This window comes from Bradyrhizobium sp. Leo114, from assembly GCF_055229415.2.
In genome coordinates this window covers 78284-93158 of sequence record NZ_JBUYEN020000024.1, presented here as the reverse complement: position 1 = coordinate 93158, position 14875 = coordinate 78284, and the positions used below count along the sequence as shown (strand labels likewise).

Sequence of the window (14875 nt, the reverse complement as noted above, 5' to 3'; positions counted from 1 at the left end):
CCGATCGGGAGCTGCAAATCTGGGGCACGAACCTTCGAGGTCACGCGTTCTTCATGTGGGGCGAGAACGAGCATTCAACACCGGTTGATCGGAGGCGGCTCCGCCCGGCAGAGCTTTAAAATAGCTTGTCTTGCGCCCTCTGTTGCGCTGCGCTAAGGCTCAAGAATAATTCCAATGACACGAATCTGCGGCCGTCCGAAACCGCAGCAAGAAGGCACCGCCGATGAACGGCATCCTGCAGAATTATCTTCCACTTGTGGTGTTTATCGGGGTCGCGAGCGTGATCGGCCTGGCGCTCCTGATTGCGCCATTCCTGCTCGCATTCCAGCAGCCCGATCCGGAAAAGCTCTCCGCTTATGAATGCGGATTCAACGCTTTTGACGACGCCCGTATGAAGTTCGACGTCCGCTTTTATCTGGTGGCGATCCTCTTCATCATCTTCGACCTCGAAGTGGCGTTTCTGTTCCCCTGGGCGGTGGCGTTCGGCAAGCTGGGCGCAACCGGGTTCTGGTCGATGATGGTGTTTCTGGCCGTGCTGACGGTCGGCTTTGCCTATGAATGGAAGAAAGGCGCGCTCGAATGGGATTGAGCCCTACCGTCGCAACGCCCCGGCCGGCGATCGCGCCGGCGCCCAAGGGCATCCTTGATCCCGCCACCGGCAAGCCGGTCGGCGCCAATGATCCCTATTTCCGCGAGATCAACCACGAGCTCTCCGACAAGGGCTTCTTCGTCGCGGCTGCCGACGACCTGATCACCTGGGCCCGTACCGGCTCGCTGATGTGGATGACGTTCGGCCTGGCCTGCTGCGCGGTCGAGATGATGCAGGTCTCGATGCCGCGCTATGACGTCGAGCGTTTCGGCTTTGCGCCACGCGCCTCGCCGCGGCAGTCGGACGTGATGATCGTCGCGGGCACGCTGACCAACAAGATGGCGCCGGCGCTGCGCAAGGTCTACGACCAGATGCCGGAGCCGCGCTACGTGATCTCGATGGGCTCGTGCGCCAATGGCGGCGGCTACTACCACTATTCCTATTCGGTGGTGCGCGGCTGCGACCGCATCGTGCCGATCGACATCTACGTGCCGGGCTGTCCGCCGACGGCGGAAGCGCTGCTCTACGGCGTCTTGCTGCTGCAGAAGAAGATCCGCCGCATCGGCACTATCGAACGCTAAGGTATTACGTCATGGACGACGCCAAGCTCGACGCCTTGGGGCAGACGATCGTTAGCGCGCTTCCCGGCGCTGCGAAGGCGCATTCGGTTGCATTCAATCAGCTCACGGTTGACGTGGACGCCGAGAAGATCGTCGACGTCGTCAGGCACCTGCGCGACGATCCGGCCCTGCGCTTCGTCAACATCACCGATGTGACCGCGGTCGATTATCCCGAGCGGGACAAGCGGTTCGACGTCGTCTACCACTTCCTGTCACCGACGCTGAACACACGGATCCGCCTGCGCGCGGAGGCGGACGAGAACACGCAGGTGCCCTCGATCATCGAGGTCTTTCCTGGCGCCGACTGGTTCGAGCGCGAGACCTACGACCTCTATGGCGTGATCTTCACCGGCCATCCTGACATGCGCCGGCTGCTGACCGATTACGGCTTCGACGGCCACCCGCTGCGCAAGGACTTTCCGCTCACCGGCTTCGTCGAGGTCCGCTACGACGACCAGGAGAAGCGGGTGGTGTACGAGCCGGTGCGCCTCAACCAGGAATTCCGCAAGTTCGATTTCCTCTCGCCCTGGGAAGGTGCGGATTATCCGCTGCCCGGAGACGAGAAGGCGAAGGCGGAGCCGAAGGCCTGATCATGAACGAGCAACCGCAGAATCTGCGCAACTTCACCATCAACTTTGGACCGCAGCATCCGGCGGCGCACGGTGTGCTGCGCTTGGTGCTTGAACTCGATGGCGAGGTCGTTGCGCGCGTCGATCCGCATATCGGGCTCTTGCATCGCGGCACCGAGAAGCTGATCGAGCAGAAGACCTATCTGCAGGCGATCCCGTATTTCGACCGGCTCGATTACGTCGCGCCGATGAACCAGGAGCATGCCTTCTGCCTCGCGGCGGAAAAGCTGCTGGGGATCGAGGTGCCGCGGCGCGGGCAGTTGATCCGCGTGCTCTATTGCGAGATTGGCCGCATCCTGTCGCATCTGCTCAACGTCACCACGCAGGCGATGGACGTCGGCGCGCTCACCCCGCCGCTGTGGGGTTTTGAGGAGCGCGAAAAGCTGATGATGTTCTACGAGCGCGCCTCCGGCTCGCGCATGCATGCCGCCTTCTTCCGCGTCGGCGGTGTGCACCAGGACCTGCCGCCGAAGCTGATCGACGATATCGAGGCGTGGTGCGATCCGTTCCTTAAAGTGGTCGCGGACCTCGACACGCTGCTCACCGGTAACCGCATCTTCAAGCAGCGCAACGTCGATATCGGCGTGGTGTCGCTGAAGGAAGCCTGGGAGTGGGGCTTTTCGGGCGTGATGGTGCGCGGCTCGGGCGCGGCCTGGGATCTGCGCAAGTCGCAGCCCTATGAATGCTATGCCGAGATGGATTTCGACATCCCGATTGGCAAGAACGGCGACTGCTACGACCGCTACCTGATCCGGATGGAAGAGATGCGCCAGTCGGTGCGCATCATGAAGCAGTGCATCCAGAAACTGAAATCGCCAGACGGGCAGGGGCCGGTCGTGGTCGAGGACAACAAGATCGCGCCGCCGCGCCGCGGCGAGATGAAGCGCTCGATGGAAGCGCTGATCCATCACTTCAAGCTCTACACCGAGGGCGTGCACGTACCGGCCGGCGAAGTCTATGCCGCGGTGGAAGCGCCTAAGGGCGAGTTCGGTGTCTATCTCGTCTCCGACGGCACCAACAAGCCCTACAAGTGCAAGATCCGGGCGCCGGGCTTTGCCCATCTGCAGGCGATGGATCACATCTGCACGGGCCATCTGCTCGCCGACGTCTCCGCGATCCTCGGCTCGCTCGACATCGTGTTCGGAGAGGTCGATCGGTGATGGTGCAGCCGCCCATCCAGTTTGACCGCGCCTCAGGGGCTCTCGAAGGAGCCAACCTGTGGGAGCGGACGGCTGCGCTGGCGCTGTCGACCGGTTCGAAGATCTCCTCGCATTTTTCCCACATGGGCTACATCGCCTGCGCGAACCTGCTGCGCAAGACGCTGCCCGAGCGCAACATCGCCATCCGGCTCAATGAGGACGCGGTGTTCGAGTTTCCCTATGGGGACGGTTATTGGAGCAAGCTGCTCAACCGCTCCTACCATTACGAGGACGAGCTCGAACTGCTGTTCAAGGATTCCGCCGACGTCGACTACACGCTGATCGATTGCGGCGCCAATTACGGCTACTGGTCGGTGCTGGTTTCGAGCAAGCCGTTCGGTTCGCAAAAGGCGATCGCGATCGAGCCGTCGGGACAGAATTTTCCCAAGCTTGCGAACAACGCCGCGATCAACGGCAATCGCTTCGAGACGATGAAATGCGCGATCGGCGCAGGCAGGGGTACGGCAAAGCTCTCCGGCACCAAGCATGAGGCGTTCAGCATCGCCGGCGACCAGACCGGCGGCGAGGACGTGCCCGTGATCGCGCTCGACAATCTGCTCGACGACGGCAAGATCGCGCTGGACGGAAAATATCTGATCAAGCTCGACGTCGAGGGCGTCGAGATCGAGGCGATGAAGGGCGGCTTGCGGCTGATGCAGGGCGACAGCGTGCTGCTGTGCGAGGAGCATGGCAGCGACCGCAAGCACACCGTGTCGCGCTACATCCTCGAACAGACCCCGCTCAAGCTGATCGTCTACGATCCCAGCTCCAATCGCCTTGAAGCCGTGACCGAGCTTTCGATCCTCGATCGCATCAAGGTATCGACCCATGTCGGTTACAACGTGTTCGGCACCGCAAGCGCCTTCTGGCAGGACCGGATCAACGCGCTGAATGCGAAGCCCGTTCGCCGCATGCAATGAGAGAGTAAGAAATGTCGGTCCGTCGTCTTGCCCCGAAGGAATTGCAGCCCGCGAGCTTTGCGTTCACGGAGGAGAACCTCGCTTTCGCCAAGCAGCAGATCGCGAAGTATCCGCCGGGACGTCAGGCCTCCGCTGTGATCGCGATCCTGTGGCGGGCGCAGGAACAGAACGAGGGCTGGGTTTCGGAAGCCGCAATCCGCACCGTCGCCGACATGCTCGAAATGCCCCACATCCGCGTGCTCGAGATCGCGACCTTCTACACGATGTTCCAGTTGCAGCCGGTCGGCAAGAAGGCGCATGTGCAGGTCTGCGGCACCACGCCCTGCCGCCTGCGTGGCGCCGGCGACCTGATCGAAGTTTGCCAGCATCGCATCAGTCACGAGCCCTTCGAATTGTCGAAGGACGGCAATTTCAGTTGGGAAGAGGTCGAGTGCCTCGGCGCCTGCGTGAACGCGCCGATGGTCCAGATCTGGAAGGATACCTACGAGGACCTGACCAAGGAGAGCTTCGGCAAAGTGCTCGATGGTTTCGCCTCGGGCAATCCGCCGAAGCCGGGTCCGCAGGTCGACCGTCAGTTCTCGGCGCCGGCGGGCGGGCCGACCACGCTGAAGGAAACCACATGAGGCCTGGTCTCGCATGGCAGCGGGCGGGAAGGGAGGTCGCGATGAAACACTGGCGTTACATCGCTCTCCACGCGGCGGTCGCTGCCGCGTTCATTTTCCTGCTGCAGCGCTATGGGCTGAACGCCTCGCTCGAATCCAGCCTGTTGTGGGCGCTGACCTTCGGCGGATGCGCTGCGGGGCTCGCTTACGCCCAGGCCAATCGTTGATGTTTGGAAAGTTCTAGGCATGCTCGACGACAAGGACCGCATCTTCAAGAACCTCTACGGCCTCCACGATTGGGGCCTCGAGGGCGCGCGCCGCCGCGGCGCCTGGGACGGCACCAAGGCGATCATCGACAAGGGCCGCGACTGGATCATCGCCGAGATGAAGGCCTCCGGTCTGCGCGGCCGCGGCGGGGCCGGTTTTCCGACCGGCCTGAAATGGTCGTTCATGCCGAAGGAATCGACCGACGGCCGGCCGAGCTATCTCGTGGTCAACGCCGACGAATCCGAGCCGGGCACCTGCAAGGACCGCGAGATCATGCGGCACGATCCGCATCTCCTGATCGAAGGCTGCCTGCTCGCGAGCTTCGCGATGAACGCGCATGCCTGCTACATCTATGTCCGCGGCGAATTCATCCGCGAGCGCGAGCATCTGCAGGCTGCGATCGATCAGGCCTATGAGGCCAGGCTGATCGGCAAGGACAACGTCAATGGCTGGCCATTCGACCTCTACGTCGCCCATGGCGCCGGCGCTTATATCTGCGGCGAAGAGACGGCGCTGTTGGAAAGCCTCGAGGGCAAGAAGGGCCAGCCGCGGCTGAAGCCGCCGTTCCCGGCCAATGTCGGCCTGTTCGGCTGCCCGACCACGGTCAACAATGTGGAATCGATCGCGGTTGCTCCGGATATCCTGCGCCGCGGCGCGGCCTGGTTTGCCGGTATCGGCCGGCCCAACAATGTCGGGACAAAGCTGTTCTGTGTCTCCGGCCATGTCGAGCGGCCCTGCAACGTCGAAGAGGCGATGGGGATTCCGTTCCGCGAACTGATCGAAAAGCATTGCGGCGGCATCCGCGGCGGCTGGGACAATCTGAAAGCGGTGATCCCCGGCGGTTCCTCGGTGCGCATGGTGCCGGCCGAGCAGATCATCGACACGCCGATGGATTTCGACTCCTTGAGCAAATTGCGCTCGGGCCTCGGCACCGCGGCCGTGATCGTGATGGACAAGTCGACCGACCTGATCCGGGCGATCGCGCGCATCTCCTATTTCTACAAGCACGAGAGCTGCGGCCAGTGCACGCCTTGCCGCGAGGGCACGGGCTGGATGTGGCGCGTGCTGACCCGCATGGCCGAAGGGCGCGCCCACAAGCGCGAGATCGACATGCTGCTCGAGGTGACGAAACAGGTCGAGGGTCACACCATCTGCGCGCTTGGCGATGCCGCGGCCTGGCCGATCCAGGGCCTGATCGCGCACTTCCGTCACGAGATCGAAGCGCGCATCGACCAATATTCGCACAAGGCTGACATTGATGATGTCGGCGTGCTCGATCCCGCGCACATGGTGGCGGCGGAGTGATGGTAATGTCGCAACCAAGCTTCTGGTGGCAGAGATACGGGACGCTGGCGCAGATGGCGCAGGCGGCCGTGGCGCTGCTCGGCTTTGTTGCGATCCTGTTCCAGATCAACGAGCTGCGTACCGGCAATCGCGCCTCCAGCGCGCGCCAGGCGTTTCTTGGCTACACCGATCTTGCCTTCAAGAACCCGAAATATGCGCAGCCGGATTATGAGCGGATCAAGGCGGGGAGCCAGGAGGACCAGGTGCAGTACGAGAGCTTCGTCTCGTACTTTCTCTATGCCTGCGAGGAGGCGATGTCGGCGTTTGCCAATCGGCGGGAATGGGCGGCTTCCTGCGACTACGATTTGAGGCCGCATCTGCCGTTCCTCTGCGCCAAGGTCGCCGCCGAGCCGGCCTATCTCGCGACCTACAGCGCCGACACCCAGCAATGGGTGAAGGCTTCACTGAAAACCGCCAGCGTCGTGCCGCCCGACTGCAAGCTGGGAAAGACGTAAAGAAATGACCAAACTGATCATCGATGGCAAAGAGATCGATGTGCCGCCGGAATACACGCTGCTGCAGGCGTGCGAGGCCGCCGGCGCCGAAATCCCGCGCTTCTGCTACCATGAGCGGCTGTCGATCGCCGGCAACTGCCGGATGTGCCTCGTCGAAGTGAAGGGCGGCCCGAAGCCGGTCGCAAGCTGCGCCTGGGGCGTGCGCGACTGCCGTCCAGGCCCCAAGGGCGAGCCGCCGGAAATCTCCACCCGCTCGCCGATGGTGAAGAAGGCGCGCGAAGGCGTGATGGAGTTCCTGCTGATCAACCATCCGCTGGACTGCCCGATCTGCGACCAGGGCGGCGAATGCGACCTGCAGGACCAGGCGATGGGCTATGGTGTCGACACCAGCCGCTTCGCCGAGAACAAGCGCGCGGTCGAGGACAAATATCTGGGCGCGCTGGTCAAGACCTCGATGAACCGCTGCATCCAGTGCACGCGCTGCGTCCGGTTCTCCGCGGAAGTGGCGGGCGCCCCGGAAATGGGGGCGACCGGCCGCGGCGAGGACATGGAGATCACGACCTATCTGGAGCAGGCGCTGAGTTCGGAACTGCAGGGCAATCTGGTCGACATCTGCCCGGTGGGCGCGCTGACCTCCAAGCCCTACGCCTTCGTGGCGCGGCCCTGGGAGCTCGGCAAGACGCAGTCGATCGACGTGATGGATGGCGTCGGCTCGGCGATCCGGGTCGATACCCGCGGCCGCGAGGTGATGCGGATCCTGCCGCGCATCAACGAGGCCGTGAACGAGGAGTGGATCTCCGACAAGACCCGCCACATCGTCGACGGCCTGCGTACCCAGCGGCTCGACCGGCCCTATATCCGCGAGAACGGCAAGCTCCGCCCGGCCTCGTGGCAGGAAGCCTTCGCAGCGATCGCGGCCAAGGCCGGCCGCATCGACGGCAAGCGGATCGGCGCCATCGCCGGCGACGTTGCCGCGGTCGAGGAGATGTTCGCGCTGAAGGAGCTGCTGGCGAAATACGGCTCGTCCAACCTCGCCGTGCAGGGTGGCGATGCCTTCGATCCGAAGGCGGGCCGCGGCAGCTACATCTTCAATCCGACGATTGCGGGCATCGAGCGGGCGGACGCGCTCCTGATCATCGGCTCGACCCCGCGCAAGGAAGCCGCGATCATCAACGCGCGTATCCGCAAGCGCTGGCGGACCGGCCAGCTCAAGATCGGCGTGATCGGTGCCAAGGCGGACCTGACCTACGACTACGACTATCTTGGCGCCGGACCGGAGACGCTTGCAGCTCTCGCTGCCGGCAAGCATTCCTTCGCCGACGTGCTCAAGAATGCCAAGAACCCGATCGTGCTGGTGGGCGCCGGCGCGTTCGCGCGCCAGGACGGTGCGGCGGTGCTGGCGCAGGCGGCGAAGCTTGCGTTGGACTTCGGCGCGCTGAAGGACGGCTGGAACGGGTTCGGCGTGCTGCACGATACCGCCTCCCGGGTCGGTGCCCTCGACGTCGGCTTTTCGGGCGGCGCCGGCGGCCTCAATGCGACGCAGATGACGACCCCTGGCACGCTCGACGTGCTGTTCCTGCTCGGCGCCGACGAGATCAAGGTGCCGGACGGAACGTTCGTCGTCTATATCGGCACCCATGGCGACCGCGGCGCGCACCGCGCCGACGTGATCCTGCCGGGCGCGGCCTACACCGAGAAGTCCGGCATCTACGTCAATACCGAGGGCAGGGCGCAGATGGCCGCCCGCGCCGCGTTCCCGCCCGGGGAAGCGCGCGAGGACTGGGCCATCATCCGCGCCCTCTCGGACGTGCTGGGCAAGAAGCTGCCTTACGATTCGCTGGCTGCCTTGCGCCAGGCGCTGTTCAAGGCGGTGCCGCACCTGATGCGGATCGACCAGATCGAACCGGGCAAGGCCGACGATATCAAGGCGCTTGCGTCGAAGGGCGGAAGCGCCGACAAGGCGGTATTCCAGAGTCCGGTCGAGGACTTTTACCTGACCAACCCGATCGCCCGGGCGTCCGCCGTGATGGCGGAATGTTCGCGCCTGGCCTCGGCGCGGATGCTGACGGCAGCGGAGTGAGCGTGACCTGATGGCTGATTTCTTCGCAAGCTCGTTCTGGACCGGTTTCCTGTGGCCGCTGATCATCATGCTGGCCCAGAGCGTGCTCCTGCTCGTCGTGCTCCTGATCGCGATCGCCTACATCCTGCTCGCCGACCGCAAGATCTGGGCGGCGGTGCAGATCCGTCGCGGCCCCAACGTGGTCGGACCCTGGGGATTGCTGCAATCCTTCGCCGACCTCCTGAAGTTCGTGCTGAAGGAGCCGACGATCCCGGCCAGCGCCAACAAGGGCGTGTTCCTGTTGGCGCCGCTGGTGTCCTGCGTCCTCGCGCTCGCCGCCTGGGCGGTGATCCCGATGAATTTCGGCTGGGTGATCTCCGACATCAATGTCGGCGTGCTCTACATCTTCGCGATCTCCTCGCTGTCGATCTACGGCATCATCATGGCCGGCTGGTCGTCGAACTCGAAATACCCGTTCCTGGCCGCGCTCCGCTCGGCGGCGCAGATGGTGTCCTATGAAGTCTCGATCGGCTTCGTGATCATCACCGTGCTGCTCTGCGCCGGTTCGCTCAATCTCTCCGCGGTGGTCGAAGCGCAGAACACCCGCGGGCTGGCCCACCTGATCGGCCTGCCGCAGCTCACCATCCTGAACTGGTATGTGTGGCCGCTGTTGCCGATGTTCGTGGTGTTCTACGTCTCGTCGCTGGCGGAAACCAACCGCCCGCCGTTCGACCTCGTGGAAGCGGAATCCGAACTGGTCGCGGGCTTCATGGTCGAATACGGCTCGACGCCGTATCTTCTGTTCATGCTCGGCGAGTATGTCGCGATCACCACGATGTGCGCGCTGGCGACGATCCTGTTCCTCGGCGGCTGGCTGCCGCCGGTGGCGCTGCCGCCGTTCACCTGGATCCCCGGCGTGATCTGGTTCGCGCTGAAACTCTTCTTCATGTTCTTCCTGTTCGCGATGGCGAAGGCGATCGTGCCGCGCTACCGCTACGATCAACTGATGCGGCTTGGCTGGAAGGTGTTCCTGCCGCTGTCGCTGGTGATGGTGGTGGTCGTTGCCGCTGTGCTGCAGTTCGCCGGCATCGCGCCGAAGTGAGGCCGTCATGAATATCAACGCAACAGCCCGCTCGCTTCTGCTCTCGGAATTCGTCTCGGCGTTCTTCCTCGCCATGCGCTATTTCTTCCAGCCGAAGCCGACCATCAACTATCCCTTCGAGAAGAACCCGATCTCGCCACGCTTCCGCGGTGAGCATGCGCTGCGCCGGTACCCGAACGGCGAGGAGCGCTGCATCGCCTGCAAACTGTGCGAGGCGATCTGCCCGGCCCAGGCGATCACGATCGAGGCAGGGCCGCGCCGCAACGACGGTACCCGCCGCACCGTGCGCTACGACATCGACATGGTGAAGTGCATCTATTGCGGCCTGTGCCAGGAGGCCTGCCCGGTCGATGCGATCGTCGAAGGACCGAATTTCGAATTCGCGACCGAGACTCGCGAGGAACTCTACTATGACAAGGCCAAGCTGCTCGCCAATGGCGACCGCTGGGAGCGCGAGATCGCAAAGGCGATCGAGCTCGACGCGCCATACCGCTGAGGTGAGGGCATGATCCTTCAGAACATTCCCACGTCATTCCGGGGCGCGGAGGCTCGCCGATGATCCTTCCCGCACTGTTCTTCTACCTGTTTGCCGCGGTCTGCGTGGCGTCGGCGGTGATGGTGGTTGTGTCGCGCAACCCCGTCCATTCGGTGCTGTATCTGATCCTGGCCTTCGTCAACGCCTCGGGTCTGTTCGTGCTGATGGGCGCCGAGTTCCTGGCGATGATCCTGATCGTCGTCTATGTCGGCGCGGTCGCGGTGCTGTTCCTGTTCGTGATCATGATGCTCGACGTCGATTTCGCCGAGCTTCGCGAGGGCTTCCTCGAATACCTGCCGGTCGGGCTCGTGATCGGCGGCATCTTCATGTTCGAGCTTCTCTTGATAGCCGGCGCCTGGGTGATCAATCCCGCCGTCACCAAGACGATCACCGCGGCGATCCCGACCAACGTCTCCAATACCGAGGCGCTCGGGCTCGTGCTCTACACGAAGTACATCTTCTACTTCCAGATCGCGGGCCTCGTGCTGCTGGTCGCGATGATCGGCGCCATCGTGCTGACGCTGCGCCACAAAGCGAATGTCAAGCGGCAGAACATCACCGTGCAGAACGCGCGCACGCCCGAAATGGCGATGGCGCTGCGCAAGGTGACGTCGGGGCAGGGGCTGCAGGAAGCCGATGCGGCGGAGTGGGTGAAATGACGATCGGGCTCGGACACTATCTCTCGGTCGGCGCGATCCTGTTCACGCTCGGGATCCTCGGCATCTTCCTCAACCGCAAGAACATCATCGTCATCCTGATGTCGATCGAATTGATCCTGCTTTCGGTCAACATCAACCTGGTGGCGTTCTCGACCTTCCTCGGCGACATCGTCGGCCAGGTGTTCGCGCTCCTGGTGCTCACGGTGGCGGCCGCGGAAGCCGCGATCGGGCTTGCCGTCCTGGTGGTCTATTTCCGCAACCGCGGTTCGATCGCGGTTGAAGACGTCAATCTGATGAAGGGCTAACGCGCCGATGTACCAGGCAATCGTCTTCCTGCCGCTGCTGGGCGCCATTCTCGCAGGGCTCATCGCGATCGTCGGCGCCCATGCGCGCAACCCGAGCGGCGACACCGTCGAACATCACGACGATGCGCATGGCGATGCCCATGCCTCCGCGGCCCACGATGAACATGCCCACGGCGGTCATGGCCACGACGACCACCACGTGAGCGAGCCGCCGGCCGCCGGCTCACGTGCGGCCGAGTTGATCACGACCGGGCTGTTGTTCGTCTCCGCGGCGTTGTCCTGGTTTGCGCTGGTCGACGTCGGCTTCCTGCACCACGACGCCCGCGTCCCGCTGTTTCCCTGGATCACTTCCGGCGACCTGCAGGTCTCCTGGGCGCTACGGATCGACACGCTGACTGCGGTGATGCTGGTCGTCGTCAACACCGTGTCCTCGCTCGTGCACCTCTACTCCATCGGCTACATGGACGAGGACCCGAACCGGCCGCGCTTCTTCGCCTATTTGTCGCTGTTCACCTTCGCGATGCTGATGCTGGTGACCGCGGACAATCTGGCGCAGATGTTCTTCGGCTGGGAAGGCGTGGGCCTAGCGAGCTACCTGTTGATTGGCTTCTGGTATCAGAAACCGACAGCAAATGCCGCCGCGATCAAGGCGTTCGTCGTCAACCGTATCGGCGATTTCGGCTTCTTGCTCGGCATCTTCTCGATCTTCGCGCTGATCGGCTCGACCGATTTCGACACCATCTTCGGCGGCGCCGGGGGCCTGACCGGCAAGACCATCAATTTCTTCGGCTGGCATGTCGATGCGCTGACGCTCACCTGCGTCCTGCTGTTCATGGGTGCAATGGGCAAATCGGCGCAGTTCCTGCTCCACACCTGGTTGCCGGACGCGATGGAAGGCCCGACGCCGGTCTCGGCGCTGATCCATGCCGCGACCATGGTGACCGCCGGCGTCTTCATGGTGGCGCGGCTGTCGCCGCTGTTTGAGCTGGCGCCGAACGCGCAGGCCGTGGTGATGTTCTTCGGCGCGACCACCGCGTTCTTTGCCGCGACCATCGGCCTGGTACAGAACGACATCAAGCGCATCGTCGCTTATTCGACCTGTTCCCAGCTCGGCTACATGTTCGTGGCGATGGGAGCGGGGGCCTATTCGGTCGGCATGTTCCATCTGTTCACCCACGCCTTCTTCAAGGCGTTGCTGTTCTTGGGTTCCGGCTCGGTGATCTACGCGATGCATCACGAGCAGGACATCCGCAACATGGGCGGGCTGTGGCGCAAGATCCCCTATACCTACGCGGTGATGGTGGTCGGCACGCTCGCGCTGACGGGCTTCCCGCTGACCGCCGGCTACTTCTCCAAGGACGCGATCATCGAGTCGGCCTATGCCTCGCATAATCCGTTCGCGTTCTACGGCTTCCTGCTGACGGTGTTCGCCGCCCTCCTGACCTCGTTCTATTCCTGGCGCCTGATCTTCAAGACCTTCCACGGCACGCCGCGCGACGAGGAGCACTACGAGGCCGCACATGAGAGCCCGATCTGGATGCTGATCCCGATCGGCGTGCTCGCGGTCGGCTCCTTCCTCGCCGGTTTCCCGTTCAAGGAATTGTTCGCGGGTCACGGCATCGAGGAGTTCTTCCGCGAATCCGTGAAGATGAACCCGCATATCATCGAGGAAATGCACCACATCCCTGAGAGCATCGCCTTCCTGCCGACGGTCATGATGGTGCTGGGCTTCCTGATCGCGTATCTCTTCTACATCAGCCGGCCCTATCTGCCGGTTGAGCTCGCCAAGCAGCAGCCGATGCTCTACCAGTTCCTGCTCAACAAGTGGTATTTCGACGAGCTGTACGATCTGATCTTCGTGCGGCCCGCCAAGTGGATCGGTTACACGCTCTGGAAGAAGGGTGACGGCGCCATCATCGACGGCTTCGGGCCGGATGGCGTGTCGGCGCGTGTGCTCGATGTCGCCCGTAATGCTGTGAAGATCCAGACCGGCTATCTCTACCACTACGCCTTCGCCATGCTGATCGGGGCTGCCGGCCTGATCACCTGGTTCATGTTCGGCCTGGGAGGCCAGTGATGACGACCTGGCCCATCCTTTCCGTAGTTACCTTCCTGCCGGCGCTCGGCGCGCTTCTGGTCTATCTGCTCGCGCGGGGCGGGGACGAAGCGGCGAACCGCAACGCCCGCTGGATTTCGTTCTGGACCACGCTGATCACCTTCCTGATTTCGCTGATCCTGGTGGTGCGGTTCGATCCGGCGAACGCCGACTTCCAGTTCGTCGAGAAGGCGTCGTGGCTCGCCACCGGCATCAACTATCACATGGGCGTCGACGGCATCTCGCTGCCGTTGCTCATCCTGACCACCGCAGTCATGCCGTTCTGCATCATAGCGAGCTGGAAATCGGTCACGCAGCGCGTGAGCGAATACATGATGGCGTTTCTGATCCTGGAAACGCTGATGGTCGGCACGTTCTCGGCGCTCGACCTCGTGCTGTTCTACCTGTTCTTCGAAGGCGGCCTGATCCCGATGTTCCTGATCATTGGCGTCTGGGGCGGCCCGCGCCGGGTCTATGCCTCCTTCAAGTTCTTCCTCTACACGCTCCTCGGCTCGGTGCTGATGCTGCTTGCCATCATGGCGCTGTACTGGAACGCGGGTACGACCGACATTCCGACCCTGATGCACACCGCCGTGCCGTACAACCTGCAGAAGTGGGCGTGGCTCGCGTTCTTTGCCTCCTTCGCGGTGAAGATGCCGATGTGGCCGGTGCACACCTGGCTGCCTGACGCCCACGTCGAAGCGCCGACCGCGGGCTCGGTGATCCTGGCGGCGATCCTCTTGAAGATGGGCGGCTACGGCTTCCTGCGCTTCTCGCTGCCGATGTTCCCGCTGGCGTCGCACGACTTCGCGCCGCTGGTCTTCGCGCTGTCCGTCATCGCCATCATCTACACCTCGCTGGTGGCCCTGATGCAGGAGGACATCAAGAAGCTGATCGCCTATTCGTCCGTCGCCCATATGGGCTTCGTCACCATGGGCGTTTTCGCCGGGACCATGCAGGGTGTCGCCGGCGGCGTGTTCCAGATGATCTCCCACGGCATCGTCTCCGGCGCGCTGTTCCTCTGCGTCGGCATCGTCTACGATCGCATGCATACCCGCGAGATCGCCGCCTATGGCGGCCTGGTGAACCGGATGCCGCTCTATGCGCTGGTGTTCATGGTCTTCACCATGGCCAATGTCGGCCTGCCCGGGACCAGCGGGTTCATCGGCGAATTCATGACGCTGCTCGGCACGTTCAAGGTGTCGCTGCCGACCACGGTGCTTGCCACCACCGGCGTGATCCTGTCCGCGGCCTACGCGTTGTGGCTCTATCGCAAGGTGGTGTTCGGCGCGCTGGTCAAGCCGTCCTTGATGAGCATCAAGGATCTGACGGCGCGCGAATGCCTGATCCTGTTCCCGCTGGTGGCGCTGACCATCCTGTTCGGCGTCTATCCGAAGCCGGTGCTCGACATGTCCGAAGCATCGGTCCAGCAGCTCGTCAATAATTACAACACCGCCGTGACTGCCGTGAAGGCAGCCGCGCTGCTCCAGTAAGG

16 protein-coding genes are annotated in these 14875 nt (G+C 63.3%); all 16 read left to right on the top strand.

The window, feature by feature from the left end; all coding sequences use genetic code 11:
* Positions 1–223 precede the first annotated feature (223 nt).
* Genes ACZIRK_RS26935 through ACZIRK_RS26860 form a run of 16 tightly spaced genes read left to right on the top strand, consistent with a single transcriptional unit; the run spans position 224 to position 14873 of the window.
* A complete protein-coding gene (locus ACZIRK_RS26935; protein ID WP_130227014.1) occupies positions 224–589 on the top strand; it encodes an NADH-quinone oxidoreductase subunit A in 366 nt (121 codons plus the stop codon).
* On the top strand, positions 580–1170 hold the full coding sequence (locus ACZIRK_RS26930) for a NuoB/complex I 20 kDa subunit family protein (protein WP_028162803.1): 591 nt from the start codon (positions 580–582) through the stop codon (positions 1168–1170). Before ACZIRK_RS26935 ends, ACZIRK_RS26930 begins: the two co-directional genes overlap by 10 nt.
* Positions 1171–1181: 11 nt before the next feature.
* Positions 1182–1799 (top strand): NADH-quinone oxidoreductase subunit C, encoded by a 618-nt coding sequence (locus tag ACZIRK_RS26925; RefSeq protein ID WP_130227013.1) that lies wholly within the window; start codon positions 1182–1184, stop codon positions 1797–1799.
* Between the two features lie 2 nt (positions 1800–1801).
* Positions 1802–2998 (top strand): NADH-quinone oxidoreductase subunit D, encoded by a 1197-nt coding sequence (locus ACZIRK_RS26920; RefSeq protein WP_028162801.1) that lies wholly within the window; start codon positions 1802–1804, stop codon positions 2996–2998.
* The gene (locus ACZIRK_RS26915; protein ID WP_165435296.1) at positions 2998–3957 is read left to right on the top strand and encodes an FkbM family methyltransferase; all 960 of its coding nucleotides are present in this window, start codon (positions 2998–3000) and stop codon (positions 3955–3957) included. The genes ACZIRK_RS26920 and ACZIRK_RS26915 overlap by 1 nt, the downstream gene beginning before the upstream one ends.
* An 11-nt stretch (positions 3958–3968) precedes the next feature.
* On the top strand, positions 3969–4580 hold the full coding sequence (nuoE, locus tag ACZIRK_RS26910) for an NADH-quinone oxidoreductase subunit NuoE (RefSeq protein ID WP_130227011.1): 612 nt from the start codon (positions 3969–3971) through the stop codon (positions 4578–4580).
* A 41-nt stretch (positions 4581–4621) separates the two neighbouring features.
* Positions 4622–4786 carry a hypothetical protein gene (locus ACZIRK_RS26905; RefSeq protein ID WP_165420951.1) on the top strand — a complete coding sequence of 55 codons (165 nt, stop codon included), beginning with the start codon at positions 4622–4624 and terminating at the stop codon, positions 4784–4786.
* Between the two features lie 19 nt (positions 4787–4805).
* Positions 4806–6131, top strand: a complete 1326-nt coding sequence (gene nuoF, locus ACZIRK_RS26900; RefSeq protein WP_130227010.1) for an NADH-quinone oxidoreductase subunit NuoF — start codon at positions 4806–4808, stop codon at positions 6129–6131.
* A gap of 5 nt (positions 6132–6136) precedes the next feature.
* Positions 6137–6625: a hypothetical protein gene (locus ACZIRK_RS26895; protein ID WP_130227009.1), complete on the top strand. Its 489-nt coding sequence runs from the start codon at positions 6137–6139 to the stop codon at positions 6623–6625.
* Between the two features lie 4 nt (positions 6626–6629).
* Positions 6630–8705, top strand: a complete 2076-nt coding sequence (gene nuoG / locus ACZIRK_RS26890) for an NADH-quinone oxidoreductase subunit NuoG (protein WP_463328394.1) — start codon at positions 6630–6632, stop codon at positions 8703–8705.
* 10 nt (positions 8706–8715) lie between these two features.
* The gene (gene nuoH / locus ACZIRK_RS26885; RefSeq protein WP_028162795.1) at positions 8716–9786 is read left to right on the top strand and encodes an NADH-quinone oxidoreductase subunit NuoH; all 1071 of its coding nucleotides are present in this window, start codon (positions 8716–8718) and stop codon (positions 9784–9786) included.
* Between the two features lie 7 nt (positions 9787–9793).
* On the top strand, positions 9794–10282 hold the full coding sequence (gene nuoI, locus ACZIRK_RS26880; RefSeq protein WP_027575308.1) for an NADH-quinone oxidoreductase subunit NuoI: 489 nt from the start codon (positions 9794–9796) through the stop codon (positions 10280–10282).
* A gap of 59 nt (positions 10283–10341) precedes the next feature.
* Positions 10342–10980, top strand: a complete 639-nt coding sequence (locus tag ACZIRK_RS26875; RefSeq protein ID WP_130226874.1) for an NADH-quinone oxidoreductase subunit J — start codon at positions 10342–10344, stop codon at positions 10978–10980.
* Entirely contained in the window at positions 10977–11285 is a 309-nt protein-coding gene (nuoK, locus tag ACZIRK_RS26870; RefSeq protein WP_028162793.1) for an NADH-quinone oxidoreductase subunit NuoK, read from the top strand. The genes ACZIRK_RS26875 and nuoK overlap by 4 nt, the downstream gene beginning before the upstream one ends.
* Before the next feature lie 7 nt (positions 11286–11292).
* Positions 11293–13362, top strand: coding sequence for an NADH-quinone oxidoreductase subunit L (nuoL, locus tag ACZIRK_RS26865; protein WP_130226875.1), 2070 nt, complete (start codon positions 11293–11295; stop codon positions 13360–13362).
* On the top strand, positions 13362–14873 hold the full coding sequence (locus ACZIRK_RS26860) for an NADH-quinone oxidoreductase subunit M (RefSeq protein ID WP_028162791.1): 1512 nt from the start codon (positions 13362–13364) through the stop codon (positions 14871–14873). The genes nuoL and ACZIRK_RS26860 overlap by 1 nt, the downstream gene beginning before the upstream one ends.
* Positions 14874–14875: the final 2 nt, after the last annotated feature.